This is a genomic window from Shewanella electrodiphila (genome assembly GCF_023283985.1).
GTDB classification, from domain to species: domain Bacteria; phylum Pseudomonadota; class Gammaproteobacteria; order Enterobacterales; family Shewanellaceae; genus Shewanella; species Shewanella electrodiphila.
Window position 1 is genome coordinate 21,613 of the sequence record NZ_JAKIKU010000002.1, and the last position, 22,563, is coordinate 44,175.

Here is a 22,563-nt window from a genome sequence, read left to right on the forward strand (position 1 = left end):
CATAGCAGTGTAATTGACTAAAAACCTAAAGCCGACAAATTGCTTGTCGGCTTTTTGTTTGATTACGGATTAATTACTTGACCTTAGTGCCGCTTATGTGGATAAATTCCCTATTAGATATATAAAAATGATTAAAGGGAAGCAGTACAATATGACCTACCTTGAGCAACAAGTGCTAACTCAAGTCAAAGCCATTATTGGCAACGAAGAGCAGGTGATCGGTCGACGCGGTATTTTGATCCCTTTAAAGAAAGCACTTATTAATGAAGCTGATATTCGTATTCTCATTGATATTGTTTCAAGTGATCCTGCTTTAGCTGCCCATTTATTATGGCGCAGTAATACCGCTCAAGCTGGTGGTATTATTTCGACTAAAAACCGCAGTATCAAAGATGCGCTTATCCGTTTAGGCCAAGTTAATATCTACCGTTATGCTTTCTCATTCTATTTAAAAGAACGTTTAGATGAACTAAAAGAGCCTTATAGTAAATTGGTAAAAGGTTACTGGACGTTAACAGAGAATATTGCTGTTGATGCGGTTCAACATTTACGTGATATTGAAGAAAGTGACCAACCCATAGACATCGACGCTGATGAAGTGCAAACATTGGCGCTATTCAGTGTCTTTGGCCAAGTGATTACCTTAAGTGCGTTTGCATTTTTGAATGATGCTTCAGAGAAAGCGATTGCATTGCAAGTGATCAAAACCTTAATTGATACTCAGCAGCAAAGTTTGTCTATTGAAGCTTTTGAAGCATTAGGTTTAGATGATGACTTACGTAACGAATTTATGGTCGCCCATAATATTAATCAAACAGATAATCCTAACTCGGCAGGCATGGTGTTAAGGCATGTGCTTGCCAAGCGTAATGTATTGATAAACCCTCTTGCTGAGTTTGAATAACCTTCAGTAAGAGTGAATATAAAACCTTCAAACAATAATGCCACTCAATGAGTGGCATTTTTATGTGTTAACTTTCGTATGATGGAAGCCTCAGCTTTAGTGTTGCTGACTTAAACGTTGTAATTTCAAGCCTTCAGCAGCCACTAAGGTTAACCACTTTTGGATTAATGTGGTATTGGCAGCATTACGACGATAAGCCGCAAATAGTGGTCGCTTTAACCCTTCAGCGCCTAATTTAACTGAGGCAAGGTTTAGCCCATGGCTTTCATTGATCGACCAGCTTGGTAAGGCAGCGATGCCGTCATTGCAAGCGACACGTTGCAGTAACATTGCGGTTAAGTCACACTGCTTTTGCTCACCGGCTTCAACACCAGCAGGCTCTAAAAAGTGTTTATAAATATCCAGACGTTGCAATGGTACTGGGTATGAAATCAAAGTTTGCTTAGCTAATTGCTCTGGTTTAATAAAAGCTTCTTTTGCCAGCGGGTTTTCATTAGCCACGACTAACTTTACCTCAAAATCAAATAGGTGCTGATAAGCCAGTGCATGACCAGGGACAGGATCTGATGTGAGTACTATATCGAGTTCGCCCATTTCTAATGCATTTAATGAGTCGAAAAGATGTCGGCTTGAAAGATCAATTCTGCCATCGGGCGCAAGTTGTTTAAATGCTTCTGTTACCGGCATTAACCAACGAAAACAGCTATGGCATTCAATACCCAACTTCAGTGATTGTGACTCACTATCCAAACCCTTTTTAAGGTCTGATTCAGTCACCATGACTTTAGGTAAAATTTCTTCAGCAAGATTTAATAATCTAGCGCCTTCTTGCGTGAATGACAGCGGTTTACTCTTTCGAATAAAAATAGATGAGTTAATACGGGTTTCTAATTCTTTAATCTGATGTGATAACGCTGATTGAGTGACGAAACGTTTTTTCGCGGCACCAGCAAGGCTACCACTTTCTTTAAGCGCCATAAGAGTACGAAGGTGTCTCAGCTCTATCATATTATCCTCACATGAATTCTGTTCAACTTGCGGGTGAAATCTATTCGATTGATTAATGGCAGAGTAACACAATAAACTTCTAGACGTCCAGACGCCTGTGTGATTAATTTACATAAGTGTAGGTTAATTGTTAATTTGTTGGTTTTTTTGATATAAAAATTGCAAACTTAGGCTTTTTAAGTGTTTGAAGAAAATGATAGTGAACAAGTAAATATCTGTGCTAAAGCGCTATATTCAGATGGAATTGCTTAAGAATCTTTAACAATAAGACCTAAAAAACATTTAGCGAAGAGTTACCACCAAAAGGATAAGCCGTAATAGCACAAGCTTGTGTTTAGATATTTTACGTAAAGCGACCGTATTGAATTAAGCGACTAACCATGAGTGCTTAAAGCCTCAAGTGAGACCGTTGTAGTCTTAATCTACTAGGGCTGTGGCAGGCAAAGCCACTTCAGAGTTTATTGTTAACTATAAGAGTCATGTTCATTTATTATCTTGAAGTTACGCAGATTTTTATAGGTTATCTATACTCAGTCAATGTTCATAACAATACTGACGGAGTGATAATGAGCCATACTTATAAACTGATTGAACTGACAGGATCATCACCCATTAGCTCGGATGATGCGATTAAGAATGCGATTTCTGCGGCGAACAAATCTATTAAGCATATGCGTTGGTTTCAAGTAGTAGAAACGAGAGGACATTTGGAAGAAGGCTTGATTGCCCATTGGCAAGTGACCGTCAAGGTAGGCTTTACCTTAGATCAAAGTTAATACGTTCAATAATCAATTCACTTGAGTCGTCTAAACGAAAAAGCTCAGCAGTGGTTATTTACTGCTGAGCTTAAAATTTATTCCACAACTATTTTGACTGAAGGTGTTGTGTTCAAGATGTTGTGATCATGGTGTTGTGGTCATAGTGGTAAGTCATGACCTATTTGAACAACAAGCCGTATTTACTATGCATCTCGTGGTAAGCCTTTCTCAATAGCTCGAACCACTCGCTGTGTCTTACGGCTGATTAACTCGGCATGAGCTTGTGAGTGTTGTTTGAGTGCCCAGTCAATATGTTCACTGACCATGTCATCAACTTCATCAGATTGTTTGCGTGCATTAAGTGCGGTCACGATATCATTATTAAAAGGCGCATTACCCAGTGCGACAGCAATATTTCTGAGCCAGTTTTTATGGCCGATACGTCTTATAGGGCTGCCTTCGGTTAATGACAAAAACTGCTTCTCTGACCAAGCAAATAAGGTTAATAATTCTGGCTGAATTAACTGATTGCGAATGTGGAAATCGGCTTGCTGAGTTAACGGTGCTTTGGCATTGATAGGACACACGAGTTGGCAATCATCACAACCATAAATACGGTTACCAATAGCGCGTCGAAACTCTTCAGGAATAGCACCTTGTAGTTCGATAGTTAAATAGGAAATGCATCGCCGACCATCAACCACATTATTGTCAAGAATCGCATTGGTAGGGCATGACTTTATGCAGGCTACACAAGTCTTACAGCTTTGATTGAGTGGGATATCAATCGGTAGTGGCAAGTTGATTAACACTTCACCTAAAAAAAACCAGCTGCCAGCATCGGGGTTTAGTAATAACGAATGTTTACCGGTCCAGCCCAAGCCGGCCTTTTCGGCTAGTGGCCTTTCAAGCACAGGAGCTGAATCGACAAAAGGTCTAAAATCAATACCTGTCACGCCGATTTGTTGGCAATGGGCAACAATTCTATCACCCAGTTTTTTGAGTTGTTTACGAATTAACTTATGATAATCACGGCCACCAGCGTAGCGGGAGATATAACCTAAGTTAGGATTCGATAGGTTACTGGCAAATCCAGCTTCTGGGGGTAAGTAATCCATTCTGGCACTTAACACACGTATAGTGCCTGGATGCAGCTCATGGGGGCGCGCACGCATCATGCCATGATTCGCCATATAACTCATTTCACCATGATAACCATTATCAAGCCATTGTTGCAGTTTGGGTTCTTCAGCTTTAAGGTCAGTATCCGTAATCCCTAACTGAGCAAAGCCTAATTCCTGCGCCCAGTTTTTTATTTGTAGCGAAAGCTCAGATAATTCTAGCGAAGTCATCTCACGGCTGAGACTCGATTCAACCGTTAATAATCTTGACGATTCAACAGATGGTTGATGCTCAATTTGAGTATCAGTTTTAGAATTTGGCATGCAGGAGTAACAGTGGTTTATGATGACTAAGAGTTATTATACTCGCTATCGCCTTAGGCATCATCATGAAAGTAAACTACCTGATTACGGCCTTGATTTTTTGCTCTATATAACGCCTTATCTGCTTTTTTGATTAACTCTGTCAGGTTGGTTTCATCTTTAAACGTTGCTACCCCTGCGCTAATCGTGACAGAAAGGTTTTCGCTAATATGGCTAAAATCAAATGAATGTATGTCATTTAGAATGGACTGGGCTACGTTAATTGCAGCTTGAGATCGCGTATTGGGTAGCAGTATTAAAAACTCTTCACCACCGACACGACCGATATGACTTCTACCTGTATGACTTTTACGCGTCATAGATGAATGTTGTTCAGACAAATGGACAACAGATAAGTTTTCTAAGCAAATTTGAGCTACAGCTTTGAGAACTTTATCGCCAGTGTCATGACCATGTTGATCATTAACGAGCTTAAAGTGATCGATATCGATAGAGATAATAGACAATGGTTGTTGGCGCTCTGACAATCGGGTAAATGCATTTTGTGCATTGCGATAAAAGCTTAATCGATTGGGTAATTGGGTTAATAAATCGGTTAATGCAAGTTGCTTTAATTGTTGAGACTTTTTATTAAAATAAAGACTAAAAATGATGAGTAATAATACGGATGCAAAGCCTAGAGCCAGCGTTAAAATTTGCAGCCTTTCATTGTCTTGTTGAATGATGAATTGTTGATCTTTCAACTCGTGATATGCCACTAACTCTGCATTTTCAGCTTCTATTTTTTCACTATCAAATTTAACCCGCATTTCTGTGCTAGCTTGATTTTCAAGGGCTTTATCTAACTTTAAATGGATTTCATACAGTGCAAGTTGCGCTTGATAAGCTTGTTGCCACTGTTCCAAAGATTCAAAAATTTCAACCTTGAGTTTAAGTAGCATTTCATGGCCACGTTTATTGTGGTTTTTATTAAAGCCGACAGTGGCTTTTTCAAGGTGAGGCAGTGCTTCCTTTGTTAACTTTAAGCCATGTTTTGCTTGGGCTTTATATAGATGTAAAAAGCTATAATGGGTATCAACCGATGGGCTAATGATGGCTTCGTATTTATATAAATAGTCTAGTGCTGGTTGATACTGTTCAAGTTGGATGAGCGCTGAGGACATATCCACAGCAACACGGGCGACAAATGTTGGGTCGCTTTGAGTTTCTTGGTAATAATTATAAATAGCTAAATAGTAATCAGCGGCTTTTTGAAATTCATCAATATCTTCAAAAGCATACGCCATGTCATTTTTGACTAGCATGACTAGAGCTATTTGATCGCTATCGCTAAAGGCTTTTTCGAGCTGGGAATAATATTTGAGAGCGGTTTCTGTTTCCCCTAAGCGGCGGTAAGTAATCGCGAGGTCAAGTAAAGTTAAACGTTCTAAAGTCACTAACTTGAGCTTTTGATAACCCTCATAAGCTTGGAGTAAATTCTTAAGGGCAACTGCGAAATCACCTGTGTAGGAGGCGATTTGACCTAAGATGGAGTAAGCATCTGCTGTCAGGCGCTGATCATTTATTTGCTGTGCATCAATAAGGGCTTGTTGCACCATCTGGTTGGCATCAGTAATTTCTCCTCGATAGCGAAGTAAGGTCGCCTCGCAAAGTTTGAGGTTGATTCTGATGTCGACTGGCATCTCAGAGTAACGCTGATAAACATCGGTTAAGAATTTTTGCGCATTTAGGTTTTGTTGTTCTTCTAAAAAATTATACGCTAAGCATTGTTTGGGCAGTAAGCGGTAAGTACGAGCAATATCGCCATCATCAATAAGCTGCGCCATTTCGTCAATGAGGTTAGGGTAACTAGCATCATTGATATCGCCATTATCGATTAATATAAATATCTGTTCAAACTCAGGGTTATCGAATGCTTGAGTCGCTTCGTTAGCCCCTTTTTGTTCTGTTGCAGATACGGGCAAGGTCACGTTGAAAAAGAGTACAAACGTGATAAGACATACCATTTGGCGTAGGCTACAAATCCGAAGCATCAGAAAGTGCATCATTGACCGTCCTCTCGCTGAAAATCAACTGGACTTTGATAATTCACATAGCCATCTCGGCCTGCATTTTTGGCTTGATAAAGTGCGATATCTGCTTTTTTAAGTAATGGGGAAATACTTGTTTCATTGCTTGTTGTTGCAATGCCGATACTGACAGTAAAACATTCGCTCATAGACAATGAATCAGTATCAATTAACTTAACTTGATTGTTTACTCTTCTAGCCAAACTTATCGCATCTTCAGCTTGCGCATTAGGCATAAGTAGGAGGAATTCTTCACCTCCTATTCGGGCCAAGGTGTCTTCTTTACGGCAAACTTCACTGATAGTGTGGGCGATTAACTGCAATGATATATCACCGACATCATGACCATAATTATCATTAACCGCTTTAAAGTGGTCGACATCGATCAGTAGAATCGAAAATGCCTGCTGTTTTCGAAATAAATGCTTAGTCACTTTATAAGCATAAAGTCGATTTGGCACCTCGGTTAACGGATCGATTAATGCTAACTGTTTATATTGTATAGACTTTCTAATTAATTTTATAAAGAAGAACGCTAATATCACCAGCAAAATAAAGGTTAAGGCTATAGCGACATATTGCAGCTGCTGTTTCTTTGTTAAGGCTTCAAGCTGAGTGGCTTTTAGGGTTTGAAATTCAATCAATTGTTTTTGTTGTTTTTCAAGTTGGTGTGAGTCAAAGCGGATACGCATTTCTGAGTTAAACGTCGCCCAAGCGGCTTCATCCATTTGATTGTGAACAGTAAGAAATTCATGGTGCCAATGGTTTGCTGATTTAAAGTCGCCTTTTTCGGCAAATAACTCAGCAATGATGGGATAGATAATTGTTAACCCTTTCTTATTGTTATATTTGTCAAAACTGTTCTTTGCTTGATTAAAATGCTCGATTGCTTCCAGGTATCGTCCTTGGTGTAACCGTAATTCGAGGTAATAGGCATGCATATAGCCGAAGTGAGAGTAATTAATTGGCGTAATTAAAGGCTGTGCTTGATTTAGCCAACGCTCAGCTTCATCTAAACGATTTAGTTTAATGAGCGGAGCTGACATATCTACCGCCATTTCTGCTGCGTATAAGGGATTATTAGCAGTATTGGCCACAGCATATATTTTTTCAAAGTAATCAAGAGACTCTTGATAATCGCCGTTATCTAGCTTGATGTAAGCTAATGACTGCTCGACGATAGCCAGTAAGTTAGGTTTATCATTTTTGGTGAAATGCTCTTCAACAATATTGTAGTAATAGAGGGCTTTTTTGTTATCGCCTAAGCGTCGATATGAACTTGCTAGAGAGATAATATTAATATTGGCAGTGTTCCAATACCCAAGTTGCTGATATAGCTCAAAAGACAATGACAAATTGTCAATTGCACCTATAAATTGCCCTTTAAATAAGCTTAACTGACCAATAGAGAAGTACGCATCAGCAGTTAATTTTGCATCTTGTAGTGTTTGTACTTGAGTTAACACATCTTGATTAATTTGAGCTGCTTGCTGCAAATCGCCTAAATACATAAAAGCTCTTGCGCGGCACAAATTTAATAACACAGGTGTAGAGGGGACCGAAAAGCTTCTTGATGCTAAGTCATCAGTTTCATTTACAAAATCTTGTAGCTGATCTGGCTCGCCGGAAGGAATATGCGGGCAGGTTAGTGTTTTATACTGCTGCCATCTTTGGTGGTCATCCTCAGCAATCAAGGCTTTAAGTTCTAGTAGTTTTTCATCAATATATAATGAGCTCGTCAGTTGATCACTTTCAAACTGACTAAACAATTCATCAGCTGCTTCATTTTCTAAAGTATTTGCATCGGCTTTAAATGGTAATTGGCCGACAAACATTAAAATAAATAAAACTAAACCGATGAGGTAGTGTGTATTTTTGCGACAACGAATAAGTTTCTGCAAGGTGATTTATACCGTCTTAACGCAGTTTCTACCTGCTGACTTTGCTTGGTAAAGTGCATTATCAACTCGCAATAATAATGCTTCCAATTTGTTCTCATTGTTAAACTGGCTGACACCAGCACTGATTGTTTGGTTAAGCTCTGGCGATATAGCATGCCAATCGGCATCAGCAATTTTATTGACTAATCTCTCGGCTATTTCTTTAGCCTGTTGCTCATTAGCACCAGGTAATAGAACCAAAAACTCTTCACCACCCACGCGGCCGACCGTATCAGATTTACGCATTAATTTTCGTGATACTTCTGCCATTAATACCAATACTTTATCACCAATATCATGACCTAAGCTATCGTTTACTTTCTTGAAATGATCAGCGTCAAATGAGATTAACGAAAAGTGAGTGCTATCTTTACGTGCTTGTTCTATATAGTCTTTTGCTAAGTTATATGTTTGACGACGATTAGCTAATTGTGTGAGCTCGTCAGTTAATGCGAGACTTTTAAATAATTGTTTTCTTTTAACTTGCTTAGCGGCATAAAAAGTCATAATGATTAAAATTATTGCTACAAGAAAGATAATCACTTGCTGTAATTCTTTATTTTTTTCCAATACTTTTAATTCTTGTTCTTTAACTCGCTGCAATGCTTGTAAAGTTTGATTCTCTGATTCTATTTTACCGGTGTTAAAGCGTGCTCGCATTTCGCTATTGCGATTACTTAAGCTTTTCTGATCAAGTTTAAGATGCAGTTGCAAATAATCTGACAAGGCTTCATGGGCTGACTGATAGTCTTCTAAAACCAGGTAGATTTTATTTCGTAGAGTATAAACTTGGCTTAAGCCACGTTCATTATTACTGACATCAAATGCGGTTTCAGCCTCTTGTGCAAAACTCAATGCTTGCTCGGGTTGATGTTTGAGTAATGCAGCTTGTGCTCTAAAGAGTTTCATAAAACTGAATAACCCATCGATTTCTTTAGTGATGATTTTTTCGGCATTATCTAAGGTTTCAATAGCGGCATCAACTTGACCTAGTTTTAATTGAACTCCCGCAATATCAATGCCAGCACCCGCAGTGAGGATAGGTTTGTCTTGTTTATTCCAGTAATGATAACTTTTTTCAAATCGTTCTAGCGCAAGTTCGTTTTTCCCAAGTTCTTCGTAGGAATAAGCAATCTGAGTATTGATGTCGATAGCATCCATTAGCTGATTGTTATCTAAATAGGCTTTTTCAAGTTTCTCCTGATAGGACAGTGCCATTTGTGGATCGCCAAAGCGGCGGTAACTATTGGCTATTTCACTTAAGTTTACTCTGGCCCAATAGTTTAACTTGAGTTGCTCATACATTGACTGCGCAGGGATTAAATCTTCCAAAGCCCCTGTGTAATCACCTTCATAAGACAACATAGCACCTCGTAAACTCCTACCATCGGCGATTAAGCGCAGGTTTTCAATTTGATAGGCTTCTTGTATTGCTGCGTCGTAATCAAGTTTGGCTTGTTTTGGATTGCCTGAGTATTGGTAGTAAGATGCACGGCAAAGTAATAGTTCTGTATGCAGCGTTGACGGGTAGCTTTTTTGATGACGCAGCATCAAGTCTTCTGCATGCTTTATTGCTTGTTGAAATTCTTCAGAGGTTTCTGATGGGTGGTACCAGCAATGCAATGGAATGAGCTTTTCTTGTTGCTTGAGATCTTCTTGAGGAATTAGGGTTTCGAGCTCAATTATATAACCGGCTAGTTTTTCAAGATCACCTTCTTCACCCTCATCGAATATATCAAATAAATGATCAATTCTTTGCTGATTGTTAATGTCATTGGCATTAGCTGAAACAGTGTTAATTGCAAAACACAAGGATATAGCTAATACAAAGTGCAGCAGGGTTTTAATCGAATAGTTCTCATATAGGTTTCTATGCCTAGCATTATTATGACATATAATTTGGTTTGTACAATTAAAGCCACTCAATGGGTTATTTGTATCTAAATGATCGATAAATTAAGCCAAATTAGGGTCTTAATGTTATCAAAGTAACAATGCTTATTGATGCAAAGGTTAAAATCAGCTGAATGAAATGAGAACGACTAGTCAGGTGTGTACTCACTTTGATAGTCTCTTATTTCATGTTTACTTGTTGATATGTCATTTAGCAATGAAAGACATTTAATCCAACCTTTCTGAGAACACGTTCGTAAGAATGTAGTCTATGCACAATGGACTTAGATAAAGGTTAATCAAACCGTTATAAAGTCAATTTAACAGCCAATTCCGTATATTACTTAATTGTACTTCTTTGGATATATAATGGCGCTTTACTGAATGAGTTGAAGCCATTAAGGTATGCCGCCTTTGCAGGATATACATTTATAGCAAACATCTCAGTAGCATTTGAATTTCAGCGGCACTATTAATTAAGAGAGAAATATACAATGAGTCATGTGACAGAAGAATATAAAGCAACAGCAAAGCAGGTGTCTTTTAATGTAGCCAATAAAGTACTGCCAATGGATAAATTACCAGAGACATTACTTGAAGCTTACGAAGGCTTGTTTAAAGAGTTAATTGAAGATAATGCTGGCTTGTTTAATAAAAGTTGGCAAGCCATGCCGGCAAGTGCGCAAAAATTGATGCCACAAGCTGAGTTCCATGGTTTTTATATTGCGAATGCGTGGATGCAGTTAAGCCGAGTAGCTCAAGAGATTGCAGACGATGCAGATTCTGACGAAGCGATTGATGAAAAAGAATATGACGGTGTATTTGGTCGTTTAGCTGAGCAATCACTGAAAGAAAGTATTAGAAAGTTAAAAAAAGCCCGAACGGATCGTTCGATGTTGAATAGTTTTAAACAAGTTATGTCGGCATAACTTGTTATAGCAAATGTTTGGAAACCCAATGACATCAATATTAGCCCACCAAATCAGTTGGCCTTGTGAACTAAGCGAGCAAACCAAAGCTGAGATTTTAGATCTTGCCATTGAGCTTGAGGGCATTGAGAAATATTCTACTTTATTAGATTGTGATCATCAGCGTGGACTATTTTATTGTGCACAGGGGCTGGGAACATTTGCGACCACAAGTTTAGATAATCGCCCATTGGCCAGTTTCATATTTGGCAAACAAATGTGGGTTGGCGCTGTGGCGATTGAGATTTTCCCTAAAATTAATTTATATACTTGCGAGCTTGAACCTATTAGAAGTTTATTTTTCCCTAAAAAGGATTTAAATGAACTAGCAAAAACTAACGGTGAAATTTATAAACTGTTATATAGCATCATGCGCACGAATACCCCTAAGCTTGTTCAAGGCATGCATTTATCTTTTTATGGTATAGAAGAGCGCATAGCATTTTTCTTACTTGAACTCGCTCGCAGTAAAAAGAATACGGATTTACCTAGAATTGAAATTAAAATTACTCAGCAGCAATTAAGTGAAATTGCTAATGTCAGCCGCCCTAGAGTCAATGAAGTGTTGAATAAGTTTTCTCAGCGAGAGCTTATTGAATTAGTCCGTGGCAAGATGATTATCAGTAACTACGCTGGTTTAAATAAAGCATTAGAAGATAAAGTCGTCATGTAATCGATGGTTTTACCTAAAAGAAAAGCCTAGCATTTGCTAGGCTTTTTCGTTTCGTAAGGTGCTGGTGTTAAGTAAAACCCAAACCTTAAACTTAAGTCATTTAGAAAGAGGTACGTCTATAGCGACGGTACTCAGGCTCCCAAAAGTTACTATCAATTTTTTGTGTTAATAGTTCATCTGGACAAGGTAGAGCAAGCTCTTGTTCAATGGCTTTTTTCGCTACCGCAAAGGCAATGTATTTACTGACTTCTTGAATATCTTCAAGTGCCGGCAATAATGAACCTGTACCATTTTTACCAAGTGGTGAGCACTCTGATAATGCAAGGCTTGATGCCATTAACATTTCGTCAGATACACGGGTTGCGCCACTCGCTAATACACCTAACCCAATACCTGGGAAGATAAAGCTATTGTTGCACTGGGCAATTTCGAAGGTCTCACCGTCAATAACTACGGGTTCAAATGGACTGCCAGTAGCAACCAATGCTTGGCCAGATGTCCAGTGCAGCACATCTTTCGGTGTTGCTTCAACGCGGCTAGTAGGATTCGACAATGGGAATACTATTGGACGCTCACAATGGCTGTGCATGGCGCGAATAATTTCTTCAGTGAATAATCCAGGCGCACCAGAAACACCGATCAATACCGTTGGTTTAGCGTTGTTGACTACATCAAGTAATGAAATGTGATCGCTAAAGCCATCCCATTGCTCAACGTTGATCGTCTTTTGCGCTAGTTTTTTCTGGAAATCCAGTAAGGTCGGCATGTTATCAAGCAATAAGCCCCAACGATCGACCATGAATACTTGTGAGCGAGCTTGCTCATCTGAAATGCCTTCTGCCACCATTTGCGCCACAATGGCTTCTGCAATTCCGCAACCTGCGCTCCCCGCGCCTAAGAAAGCAACCCGTTGCTTACATAACTGCGTATCAGCTGCCTTACATGCCGCCAATAACGAACCAACAGTTACCGCAGCAGTACCTTGAATATCATCATTAAAAGTACAGAATCTGTCCTTATAACGTTCAAGCAATGGCATGGCATTTTTCTGAGCGAAATCTTCAAATTGAATAAGTGCTTCAGGCCAGCGGCGATTGACTGCTTGCATGAATTCTTCGATAAAGTCAGCGTACTCTTCGCCGCCAATACGTGGATGACGAGAGCCCATATACATAGGGTCATCTAACAGATTAGGGTTATCAGTCCCCACATCTAACGTAATTGCGAGGCAATATGCAGGGCTGATCCCGCCACAGCTGGTGTATAAGGATAATTTCCCAATTGGGATCCCCATACCGCCAATTCCTTGGTCGCCTAAACCTAAGATACGTTCACCATCGGTGACCACAATCACTTTCACTTTGTGGCGTGTCGAGTTATTTAGAATATCGTCAATACGATCTTTGTTATCGTATGAGATAAACAAACCGCGGTTACGGCGATAATTCTTCGAGAAACGCTCACAGGCTAACCCCACGGTAGGGGTATAGATGATAGGCATCATCTCACTGATATGGTTTCGCACTAATCGATAAAATAGGGTTTCGTTAGTATCTTGGATATTACGCAGATAAATATGCTTATCGAGGTCATTACTGAAACTTTTATACTGTTCATAAGCACGTGATGCTTGTTCTTCAATTGTTTCAATAACCCAAGGAATAAGCCCTTCAAGGTTAAAGTAAATGCGCTCTTCTTCGCTAAAGGCGGTACCTTTGTTTAGCAGAGGAGACTCAAGAATGGCTGGACCTGCGAAAGGAAGATAGAGAGGGCGTTTATTATCGTCCATTGGAAACCTTATTATCAGTGTCGAATTACTGTTATTTATAGCTAGGATTAGACGGCGATGACTGTCTAATAGTAGACGTTTTTTGTTATCGGAGAAGGTTAACACAAGTTATATTTTTTGTGGTCTGTTAAGTGAGCTATTTCACACTTTTTTTCTATTTGAATGTGAGCTGTGAATATTGAAAACGTTTGCTGTGATTTGTTTGCGACTCAATGCTAATAACGATATTAACTAGATTGTAATAGGGATTGTGATAGGGATTGTGAGAGACAAGACTAGAGTGGGGGCAAATATGTCAATGAGTCATGACTCGTAACACTTTAGCAGCTGACTAAAATTAGAAAGGGACTCGATATTGATTAAATTAGATGCCATGCTGATTATGTACACAATTTCTACACTGTGAGGTACAAATGGCTCTTCCTTTAATTTGGCTTGGTACAGCGGCGGTAGGTGCTATTTTACTTGCTGATGATCGTAAACAGCGCAAGTCACTACAACATGAACGCCGCATGGGCCGTTCCCCAAAAGTACCTAATGAAAAGTCTGCAAGTCCGTTAACCCCAAGTATTTGGCATACCAGTGATGTACGTGTCGAAGCGGCACCTGGAGGCATTGTTTGTTGCTTTGTTTTTGGTGTGGTTGAGCATAGCGGTATTTGGGTGGGCGATAATCACTTGGTTGAACTTCATGGCAGCGGGTTAATAAGACCCGTATCAGCGCAGCGTTTTTTACAAGACCGGACAGGTAGACGCATATTTCAAGCATGTAATCACTTACATCAGCCTTTAATATCACCACAAGCACAGCAAAGAGCAGAGCAGGCAATATATCAATATCGCGAATATGATTTATTTAACAATAACTGTCATCGATTTGTATGGTCGTGTGTAAACGGAGAGGAAGTCGCAGTAAAGAGTTTCGAAAAACTGAATGCTTTATTAGCCGAAGAGTTTAAACAGGCCATTTATTGGGATGAAGTGACACTGAGCGAGCGATAAAATGACATAAAAAAGCACAGCCATTGCTGTGCATTTCAATGTTACATCAAACAGGGGAGTTACAGTTCAACACCACGGTGTTTGATTGATAGTCCATGTAAGAAATTACGTAAAATCTGATCGCCACAAGTTTTGTAGTTCTTATGATCTGGATTACGGAACAAGGCACCTAACTCTGACTTACCGATAACGAAATCAGCTAAACCACAAATTTCAATAATGTCATCTTCGCGAAGCTCTAAAGCAATACGTAATTTTTTGAAGATTAAGTTATTTGTTAGGTTTTTAACAGGCGCTGGAACTTCACTGCCTTCACGTAAACCACGTTTTTCGATAATTAGTCCGTCTAAGAACTGACACATGACTTTGTCATTACAGGCTTTATAACCTTCTTCAGCTTCTTTCTTCAGTAAGCTAATGATTTCATCTGTGCTGACTTCAACATTGGCTTGAGCAAAAACTTTAATCATCTTTGCGTTTGAATAATCGAATACAAAACGTAGACGGCGAATAATATCGTTGTTAATCATATAAGTCTCTGGGCGCGGCTGCGCAGTTTTTTAAGCTGAGGATTATTAAACCTTAGCTTAAATAAAAATTGGACGCGGATTATACCCATGATACTTCAAGATGCAAAGTCAGCAAGGCAAATAGTGCCAAGATGCTAGGCATAAAATTGAAGTATAGTTATTCTACATCGATATTTTATAACAACGCAGATTGGTGCTATTTGCCTTGCCCTATGGGGCGCAAGCTCGAAAACCACTGCTACGTTGTAAGCTTTGAAAAGTGAACAACAATTACCTCAGCTTACGCCTTGCATTGTTATCCGAGATTGCGCCTGACAAAGCATCTTGAGGTAACATGGGTATATACCTGAAAATGGAGTAATAGTTCAGATTATCTGCAATTCATCGTCATTAAGAGAAGCTATTTATTGTATCGCAAGCTTCCAGTAAATGAATACAGCTGAAAACCCAACCAGATACACCAAGCCAAACCATGCCAGTAGTTTCATTTTGATACCGTAACGGTGTTTTTCAGGTAAGGCTTCACTGGTCATTAAGCGTAGATTAAGCCACGCAAAAATCACTGTGGTTAGAAATGCCAATGTCATCACAAACTCAAGTAAAGGCAGCAGCGCTCCTTTAAAAAACAGAATAAGCCCTAGTCCTAATGCAGAAACAAGCAACATCACTCTTGTTAATCGCTTAGCGCAATCCTGTTGATTGTTGAGTAACTGCCAACCAATATCTAACGTTCGGCTATAACCGTCAATGACGGTCACCGTGGTACTAAAAATACATAAAAAAGCGACAGCAGCGATTAAAAAGCGGCTTTGTTCACCCATGACATCGCTATATAAATCAATAAGCTGGCTTGCGAATTTAGCACCAGAATTAGAAAATACTTCGCCACTGCCATGCATCACTAATGCACCAAGGGCTAAAAAAACTACCGCTAAAATAGCGGTGACAATAAAGCCCAAGTTGAAGTCGAAAATGGCTTGCTTACTGGTCACCGTTTGGGTCTTTTTCTTCTCAATTAACCACAAAGAGTTCCAAGCACTGACTTCAATTGGCGCTGGCATCCAGCCCATCATAGCCACTAAAAAACCAACATAAGCCCATTGCCAAGGGCTCTCGGCCACCTCCGTTATAGCCGGTGCTTGGTAATGTTGCCAAGCAAGTGCGACTGCAATCAAGGTAGTTAAGGTTAAGGCCAGCATGATGACTTTGGTCATTTTATCCAGTAATTGGTAATGACCCAATATGAGAATTGCCAGTGAGCTCACTAGTACTAGGAATGCGAGTACATCAATCGGCAGAGGCACAAATTGGGTCAGCATAGCAGCAGTTAACATGCACACCCCCGCTGTACTGGCAATCGCTGCGATAGTGTTTAAGCAAGTAAACATCAGCAAATAGCCGCGTCCTTGCTTTAAATATCCATGGAGTAAACTTTCATCTGTGGCTGCGGTGTACCGAGCGCCAGCGGCAAAGAATGGGTATTTGAGTAAATTAACGAGTAATACCACCCACACCAATTGCCAGCCAAACTCAGCACCAGCTCGAGTAGAGGAAACTAAATGTGATGCGCCAATAGCGGCGGCGGCCATCAAAATCCCTGGGCCAAGGCTGGCAAAAAATGTGGCGGCTGAGTAATTACTGCTGGTGGCTTTTTGAGTCGTCGGCATCATGTTCTTATTGTTTGAGGTGAGATTACTATTCAGTTTCAAGATGATGTATGACTATGTCATATTTTGCTGAATGCGCAAAATAACAAATTGTTTACAAGATGTAAGTGATAAAGCGTTCTGTTACAACTGTTTAAAAACTAACCATTGACTTCTGATGTGGATTACTTATGTTAGAAAAACATGATGCGCTAATATAAGCGCGCATGAGATGAACCTAAATAAGATGATTTGTAAGTCATTCTGATTAGGAACATAAAGGCTTAAAAATGATGTTGAGCCTATTTAAAATAATAATTCATATTAGGGACAATTATGAAAAGACCTCAATTTTGGCAGAGCGCCTGCGCTGCTGCTGTATCACTCATCCTCACACCTACCGCTTTTGCTGCCGAGCCCGAAGTCGAACGCATTGAAGTGACAGGTACTCACATTAAACGCACGGATTTAGAAGGCGCTTCACCGATGACGGTGTTAAGTGCTGAAGATATTGCCCGCTCTGGCGCACAGGATATTTCGCAGTTATTGAGTAAGTTACCTGTTTCAGGGAGTGGCACTTTCTCAACCCAAGGTAATAACTCTGATGATACCGCTAATGGTGGCGCGGCAGTGTCATTACGTGGCTTAGGGGCAGATGCCACTTTAGTATTGTTGAACGGCCGCCGTATTGCGGTGTCATCTTTTGCTAAATCCATTGATACCGCGTTTGTGGATATTAACTCAATTCCTATTTCTGCAGTGAAACGTATCGATATCGTTAAAGATGGCGCCTCAGCAACCTACGGCTCTGATGCTATCGCGGGTGTGATAAACATCATCATGAAAAAGGATTTCGAAGGATTTGAAGTCAACGGTAAACTTGCTGAAACTGTCGAAGATGGCGGTGGTCAGCAAGCGGGATCTATTTTGTGGGGTACAGAAGCCGCTGACGGTAAGTCGCATACCACCGTAATATTTGATTACTTTAAAGAACGTGAAACTCTCTTTGCCGACCGAGACTATTCAAGCTCTGCCGATCAAACACCAAATGGCGGTGATGATTTTCGTTCATCTGCAGGTAACCCTGGTTCATACATTCCTGCGACAATTGGCGCTGATGGCTCAATAACGCCAAAGTCTGATTTATTCAGCTGGACGCCTGATGTCAATTGCCCAGCGGACAGTGTAAAAGGAAATTATTGCCGCTATGACTACGCACCACTGATGACATCAGTGCCAGAATCGACTCGCATGGGGTTATCGGTATTTCAAGATTACGAGTTTAACGATGAGTTGAGTTTATTTGCTGAAATGATGTATCAGCATAATGAAAGTGTGGTGAAAGGGGCGGCAAGCCCATCATTCGGTGAGTTTTATATGCTAAATGATAATCCATTGTTTACTAGCGGCGCTGCGACTAACCCTTTTCCTGGTGAAGACTTAACCATGCGCCGAAGACTCACTGAAACGGGGCCTCGCCAAAAATCATCTGAATCAGATAGCGCTAGAATTGTATTAGGGTTAAATGGCATGTTATCGGATTGGGAGTGGGAACTGGCTTATACCTATTCTTATAATCGTAATCATGAATATGGTGAACAAGGTTTTGTGTGGACACCACGTTTACAAGAAGCCATTAACTCAGGCGCGTTTAATCCATTAGCAACAAGCCAGCAAGGCGATGTGATTGATGATATTAGCGTCAGTACAACCCGTAATGGTAAATCTACCACTAATGCGTTTGACGGAAAGATTGCTGGTGACTTGTTTGATATGCCAGCTGGTAGTGTCGCGATGGCGGTTGGGTTTGAATACCGCGAAGAAAAATTATCAGATAATCCTGATGAGCTGTTTAAGCGTGGCGAAATATTTGGTACCGAAGCGACTGAAGCCTATGGTGAGCGCGATCAAACCTCATTATTTATTGAGCTTGCTGTACCAGTATTTGAAAAACTCGAAGCACAATTAGCATTGCGATACGAAGACTATAGTGACTTTGGCGATACGACTAACCCTAAAATTGCTCTGCGATATACCCCATTAGATAATTTAACCTTCCGTGCAAGTTGGGGCGAAGCATTTAGAGCACCATCATTAGTGCAATTAGGCTTAGGCCCATCACAGGAATCTCCGGGATTAGTGGATGCGGTACGTTGTCCATTAACAGGGCTTGAAGAAGACTGTACCGCGCAAGAGCGCACGGTTATTTTTTCGGGTAACCCTGATTTACAACCTGAAGAGTCAACTTCTTATAACTTTGGCGGGATCTGGGAAATTACCGATGGCTTAAGTGTCGGGGTGGATTACTGGAATTATGATCAAGAAGGTTTGATTACTTCTGATACTCAATATTTGGTTAATACTCAAGGTGATGATCCAAGCGTTGTAAAACGTGAGCCTACCGATGCCAATGGCGTACCTGGACGTATTATCGAAATCTATGACCAGTTTGCTAACTTAGGTAGCCAGACGACTGATGGTGTTGACCTTGATGTGCAATACACCATGAATACGCAAAGTGCGGGTGAGTTTGGTTTTAATTATAACCTCACTTGGGTCAATAGTTTTGATCAAGTACGTGAAGACGGTTCGACCCGTGAACTTGCAGGTGAATACCAACACCCTGAATATCGCTGGACGGGTGGCATGGATTGGGGCTACACCAACTGGCAAACCAGTGCGCGCTTAAACTATATTGGTGAATATCAAGATAATATCGATGCGGGAGCTACAGGAACCATAGATTCAATGATGACTTTAGATTTAAATGTCACCTATATTGGTTTCGATCATTGGTCACTGACGTTAGGTGCTAATAATGTATTGAATGAAGAGCCTTCATTCAGCGCCGCTGATTTCATGGGTTACGATCAGGCAACCCATTCTGCCATCGGTGCATTATGGTACGGTAAAGTCAGTTATCAGTTTTAAATAACTGAACATATGTTAGGTTAACTCCTAGCTCAAGACAGAAGGCGAGCTTTAGGCTCGCCTTTTTATTGGTATCATTTTCGATGACACTCATTTTAAATCTGTTTGATTTTACGAAGTCTGGTTCAGTAGGTAATTAATCAAAGGAAAATAGAACATGGAAATAGAAGCAAGCACAGGTATTACCTTATATGGCACTCCGCGCAGCAGAGCGCTGCGGGTTTCATGGTTATTGGAAGAGCTCGGAGTTGATTGGCAGTTTTGCTTTCTTAACTTTGCCAAAGGCGATAACCGTTCTGAAGAATATTTAGCGCTGAACCCAAGCGGTAAAATGCCTGTAATTACTGATGGTGATTTTGCGCTAACTGAGTCAGCGGCTATTTTGCAGTACCTAGCGGAAAAGTATGGCAATGGTGCTTTTTTACCAGAACCTGGCACTGAGCAAGCGGGCTTGCATCACCAATGGGTTAGCTTTGTTATATGCGAATTAGAGCAACCTTTATGGAGCATGGGCAAACATCGTTTTGCGCTGCCAGAAGAGCAGCGTGTAGATGCCATGCTACCAGTAGCAAAATTTGAGTTCGATAAAGCGGCTAAGATTGCTGAACTCTGGGTACCTGAAACAGGTTATGTTTGTGGTGATGAACTCACCATCGCTGATATCTTACTGACTCAAACGCTTTTGTGGGCGACAGTATTTGAGCAAACTATTCCACCAAAGTTGACGGCATATCGAGATAGAGTGAAACAACGACCTGCAATGACTAAGGCGTTAGAAAAGTCAGAAGCGATTGCGAAGGCTGCTCAAGAAGAGTAACGATCAAATCGTGAATTTTTGACATGAAAAAAGGAAGCGAATGCTTCCTTTTTTATTTATCTACTCAGCTTATTAAAGCTGAGTCGCAGCCCATTTAGCTCGGCTTTCGCGAGATTCACTCATACCATTATCAGCGCGGAAACTTTTATAAGCTTCAATTTCAAGTGGAATAAGGCTGACTTCTACTTCTAATACAATTTGGCATTCTTTTTTGATGCGCCATGCTGCAGTATTGTATAGCTCAGTAAAAGGCAATGAGCTTAAAAACTCAGGATTGTACTGAGTATAAATAGCCTGAGTTGGGTAGACCACAAAGGCTAAACGTCGCTTTGGTTCGGTTTTGAATAGCGCTTCAATACCGTCAGTGGTATTGAGTACTTGCATCTCAATGGTATCTTCAATTTCAAGTAACTTCTTTTGTGCAACTTCTGGCGCATCAGTTTCGCCAGCTTCCCAAGCAGTAACTGCTTCAGCAGTTGTTTTAGTTAGTTCGGCAATTTGCTCGACACTTAACCCTAATGATAAGCGTAAACACTGCATTTCGATTGCATTCAAGTTATTTGATTTAGCCATGGTTTTTCCTATTTAATCTTGTCGTGTTGTGGTGCAAAACATACGTGAATCAAATTAATTACTTACGTTTTAGCCAAATATCTTGAATCCAATCCCAAAGAGATTCCCACATGATGTCTGCCATGCGACCATTCTTGAAAAAGCGCACATTGGCTTCTTGGTCGATACAGTAAAAGTTATCCCCTTGCTGACAAATCGCAATGTACTCTCTTGGCATACCCACAGACCAAGCGTAGCTGGTCACTTCAGGTAAATAGGTATGAGAATATGGGTCAGATGCCGTAACCATTTCAATGGCACCGTAAATAACATCACTGCCAAATAGCAGGTATTCTTTTAGGTCGTTGGGCAGTGAAATTAAAATTTGCTCTTCAACTTCTACCAGTTGCTCGAATGTCGGTAATTCAAGTGGTACAGGGACCGTTTCGCTTAAGTCTTGAAGCATTTCAATGATGTCATTCATCAGTGTTTCCAGTTATCGGCAATAATGGCGGGATTATAGCTTGTATGGCGCTCTTAACCAATTTGAATTAATCGAAAAACCAACAAAACAGCAAAAAATAATAAAAAAAAGCACCTTAAATTAAGGTGCCAAAATGGAAGGGGGTTGAACGGAAATAGGCAAAGCTTAATGGGGTTAAGCTGCTTGGGTTTGGTCTCCTATGTGTGTGTTGTCAAATTGGGCAAGGCTTTGGCGTTTATAGCTAAGCCAAGCTTTGTGATAAAGCTTATGTGATGACTGACGCAGCTTAACAATTTGCATTAACTCTAAATCAGTTAGGGCGCGGTGCTGGGTTTGTGCGACAGCTTCAATATGCTGTATTTGTTCATAGACTTGATGTTCTGGGCCGCTTTTAATCTCAGCGATTTTGCTCAGATGTAATTGCACTTCTACAATCATTTTTGTTTGCGGTAATTTCACTAATAAATTTAAGTCGCGATAGCCTGATGCTTTGGGGTCTGCAAAGCGGTTTTTAACTTGCACAACCTCTGTGGTCTCAGCCAAGGCATCATAACTGCGCATTAATGTTTCAACGTCATCGGCAACCAACGTTGCTCTGGCAATATCGGTAATGAAACTGGCATCGCCATTGAATTTTCGTTCAATTTTTTGTTGCGCCCTTTGGTAACTTTTAATCTCAGGCATCAGTATATGAGTATGGCTTTCTTGACTGATGTTGTTGAGTAAATTACTCAGTTCTGTTTGCGCTAAAGGGGCGCGTTCAAATAACTGTTGTAAGCTATCAGTTTCTTGTTGCGGCGCAGTACCTGAAGTACTTGCTAGGTTTAATAGACTGTCTAAATCATCAACAAGGGTCTGGTTAACATCGTAAACGGGTTTAACAGGACTAGTATCAACAGTAACAGCTACGGCATTTCGCGTAGTGAGTAATAATAAAAATATAAAAAAGGTACGAAAAATTCTGTTCATTTGCGTTACCACTGACTCTAAAGTTATGAAGGCATGAGTAATAAAGTATTCGTTATAACCCTTTTGGGATATGTGATTACTTTAGCTGGTGGAAGCTGAATCAAAGCTGAATATTTTATCGACTATGGGTAGGTTTACCAATCTTTACAAAGTGATTATTAAGACTGTGATATTGAATATTGAGCA

General features: G+C 40.2%; 18 protein-coding genes. 7 read left to right on the top strand and 11 right to left on the bottom strand.

Annotation, left to right across the window (positions count from 1 at the left end; genetic code table 11):
- Positions 1–151 precede the first annotated feature (151 nt).
- Entirely contained in the window at positions 152–904 is a 753-nt protein-coding gene (locus tag L2737_RS03720; RefSeq protein WP_102528934.1) for an HDOD domain-containing protein, read from the top strand.
- 96 nt (positions 905–1,000) lie between these two features.
- Here L2737_RS03720 and L2737_RS03725 read toward each other — a convergent pair whose 3' ends face one another.
- On the bottom strand, positions 1,001–1,912 hold the full coding sequence (locus tag L2737_RS03725) for a LysR family transcriptional regulator (protein ID WP_102528933.1): 912 nt from the start codon (positions 1,910–1,912) through the stop codon (positions 1,001–1,003).
- Between the two features lie 566 nt (positions 1,913–2,478).
- On the opposite strand from L2737_RS03725, the gene L2737_RS03730 reads away from it, so the two are divergent.
- Positions 2,479–2,688: a dodecin gene (locus tag L2737_RS03730; protein WP_102528932.1), complete on the top strand. Its 210-nt coding sequence runs from the start codon at positions 2,479–2,481 to the stop codon at positions 2,686–2,688.
- A gap of 185 nt (positions 2,689–2,873) precedes the next feature.
- Here L2737_RS03730 and queG read toward each other — a convergent pair whose 3' ends face one another.
- The 4 genes from queG to L2737_RS03750 form a co-directional block, all read right to left on the bottom strand.
- A complete protein-coding gene (queG, locus tag L2737_RS03735; RefSeq protein ID WP_248955106.1) occupies positions 2,874–4,022 on the bottom strand; it encodes a tRNA epoxyqueuosine(34) reductase QueG in 1,149 nt (382 codons plus the stop codon).
- A 146-nt stretch (positions 4,023–4,168) separates the two neighbouring features.
- Positions 4,169–6,163, bottom strand: a complete 1,995-nt coding sequence (locus L2737_RS03740) for a tetratricopeptide repeat-containing diguanylate cyclase (RefSeq protein ID WP_248954836.1) — start codon at positions 6,161–6,163, stop codon at positions 4,169–4,171.
- Complete coding sequence (locus L2737_RS03745; RefSeq protein ID WP_248954837.1) at positions 6,160–8,085, bottom strand: diguanylate cyclase; 1,926 nt, start codon at positions 8,083–8,085, stop codon at positions 6,160–6,162. Before L2737_RS03745 ends, L2737_RS03740 begins: the two co-directional genes overlap by 4 nt.
- A 6-nt stretch (positions 8,086–8,091) precedes the next feature.
- Entirely contained in the window at positions 8,092–9,936 is a 1,845-nt protein-coding gene (locus L2737_RS03750) for a tetratricopeptide repeat-containing diguanylate cyclase (protein WP_248954838.1), read from the bottom strand.
- 575 nt (positions 9,937–10,511) lie between these two features.
- On the opposite strand from L2737_RS03750, the gene L2737_RS03755 reads away from it, so the two are divergent.
- A complete protein-coding gene (locus L2737_RS03755) occupies positions 10,512–10,946 on the top strand; it encodes a DUF3069 domain-containing protein (RefSeq protein ID WP_102528928.1) in 435 nt (144 codons plus the stop codon).
- 28 nt (positions 10,947–10,974) lie between these two features.
- Positions 10,975–11,658 (top strand): Crp/Fnr family transcriptional regulator, encoded by a 684-nt coding sequence (locus L2737_RS03760; RefSeq protein ID WP_248954839.1) that lies wholly within the window; start codon positions 10,975–10,977, stop codon positions 11,656–11,658.
- 100 nt (positions 11,659–11,758) lie between these two features.
- Here the strand turns inward: L2737_RS03760 and L2737_RS03765 are convergent, their stop codons facing one another.
- A complete protein-coding gene (locus L2737_RS03765; protein ID WP_229369449.1) occupies positions 11,759–13,447 on the bottom strand; it encodes an NAD-dependent malic enzyme in 1,689 nt (562 codons plus the stop codon).
- Positions 13,448–13,860: 413 nt separating this feature from the next.
- Between L2737_RS03765 and L2737_RS03770 the strand changes: the two genes are divergently transcribed.
- A complete protein-coding gene (locus tag L2737_RS03770; RefSeq protein ID WP_102528925.1) occupies positions 13,861–14,448 on the top strand; it encodes a C40 family peptidase in 588 nt (195 codons plus the stop codon).
- A 59-nt stretch (positions 14,449–14,507) separates the two neighbouring features.
- Here the strand turns inward: L2737_RS03770 and L2737_RS03775 are convergent, their stop codons facing one another.
- Both L2737_RS03775 and L2737_RS03780 read right to left on the bottom strand, forming a co-directional pair.
- Positions 14,508–14,978: a YehS family protein gene (locus L2737_RS03775; RefSeq protein ID WP_102528924.1), complete on the bottom strand. Its 471-nt coding sequence runs from the start codon at positions 14,976–14,978 to the stop codon at positions 14,508–14,510.
- Between the two features lie 404 nt (positions 14,979–15,382).
- The gene (locus tag L2737_RS03780) at positions 15,383–16,645 is read right to left on the bottom strand and encodes an Nramp family divalent metal transporter (RefSeq protein ID WP_229369435.1); all 1,263 of its coding nucleotides are present in this window, start codon (positions 16,643–16,645) and stop codon (positions 15,383–15,385) included.
- 315 nt (positions 16,646–16,960) lie between these two features.
- Between L2737_RS03780 and L2737_RS03785 the strand changes: the two genes are divergently transcribed.
- Positions 16,961–19,555: a TonB-dependent receptor plug domain-containing protein gene (locus L2737_RS03785; RefSeq protein ID WP_248954840.1), complete on the top strand. Its 2,595-nt coding sequence runs from the start codon at positions 16,961–16,963 to the stop codon at positions 19,553–19,555.
- Positions 19,556–19,712: 157 nt separating this feature from the next.
- Positions 19,713–20,372 carry a glutathione S-transferase family protein gene (locus L2737_RS03790; protein WP_248954841.1) on the top strand — a complete coding sequence of 220 codons (660 nt, stop codon included), beginning with the start codon at positions 19,713–19,715 and terminating at the stop codon, positions 20,370–20,372.
- Between the two features lie 72 nt (positions 20,373–20,444).
- Here the strand turns inward: L2737_RS03790 and L2737_RS03795 are convergent, their stop codons facing one another.
- The 3 genes from L2737_RS03795 to L2737_RS03805 all read right to left on the bottom strand — a co-directional run bounded on the left by L2737_RS03795 (position 20,445) and on the right by L2737_RS03805 (position 22,377).
- The gene (locus L2737_RS03795; protein WP_102528920.1) at positions 20,445–20,945 is read right to left on the bottom strand and encodes a DUF4447 family protein; all 501 of its coding nucleotides are present in this window, start codon (positions 20,943–20,945) and stop codon (positions 20,445–20,447) included.
- 58 nt (positions 20,946–21,003) lie between these two features.
- Complete coding sequence (locus L2737_RS03800; RefSeq protein ID WP_102528919.1) at positions 21,004–21,408, bottom strand: SMI1/KNR4 family protein; 405 nt, start codon at positions 21,406–21,408, stop codon at positions 21,004–21,006.
- Positions 21,409–21,582: 174 nt separating this feature from the next.
- Positions 21,583–22,377 (bottom strand): RelA/SpoT domain-containing protein, encoded by a 795-nt coding sequence (locus tag L2737_RS03805; RefSeq protein WP_102528918.1) that lies wholly within the window; start codon positions 22,375–22,377, stop codon positions 21,583–21,585.
- Positions 22,378–22,563 lie beyond the last annotated feature (186 nt).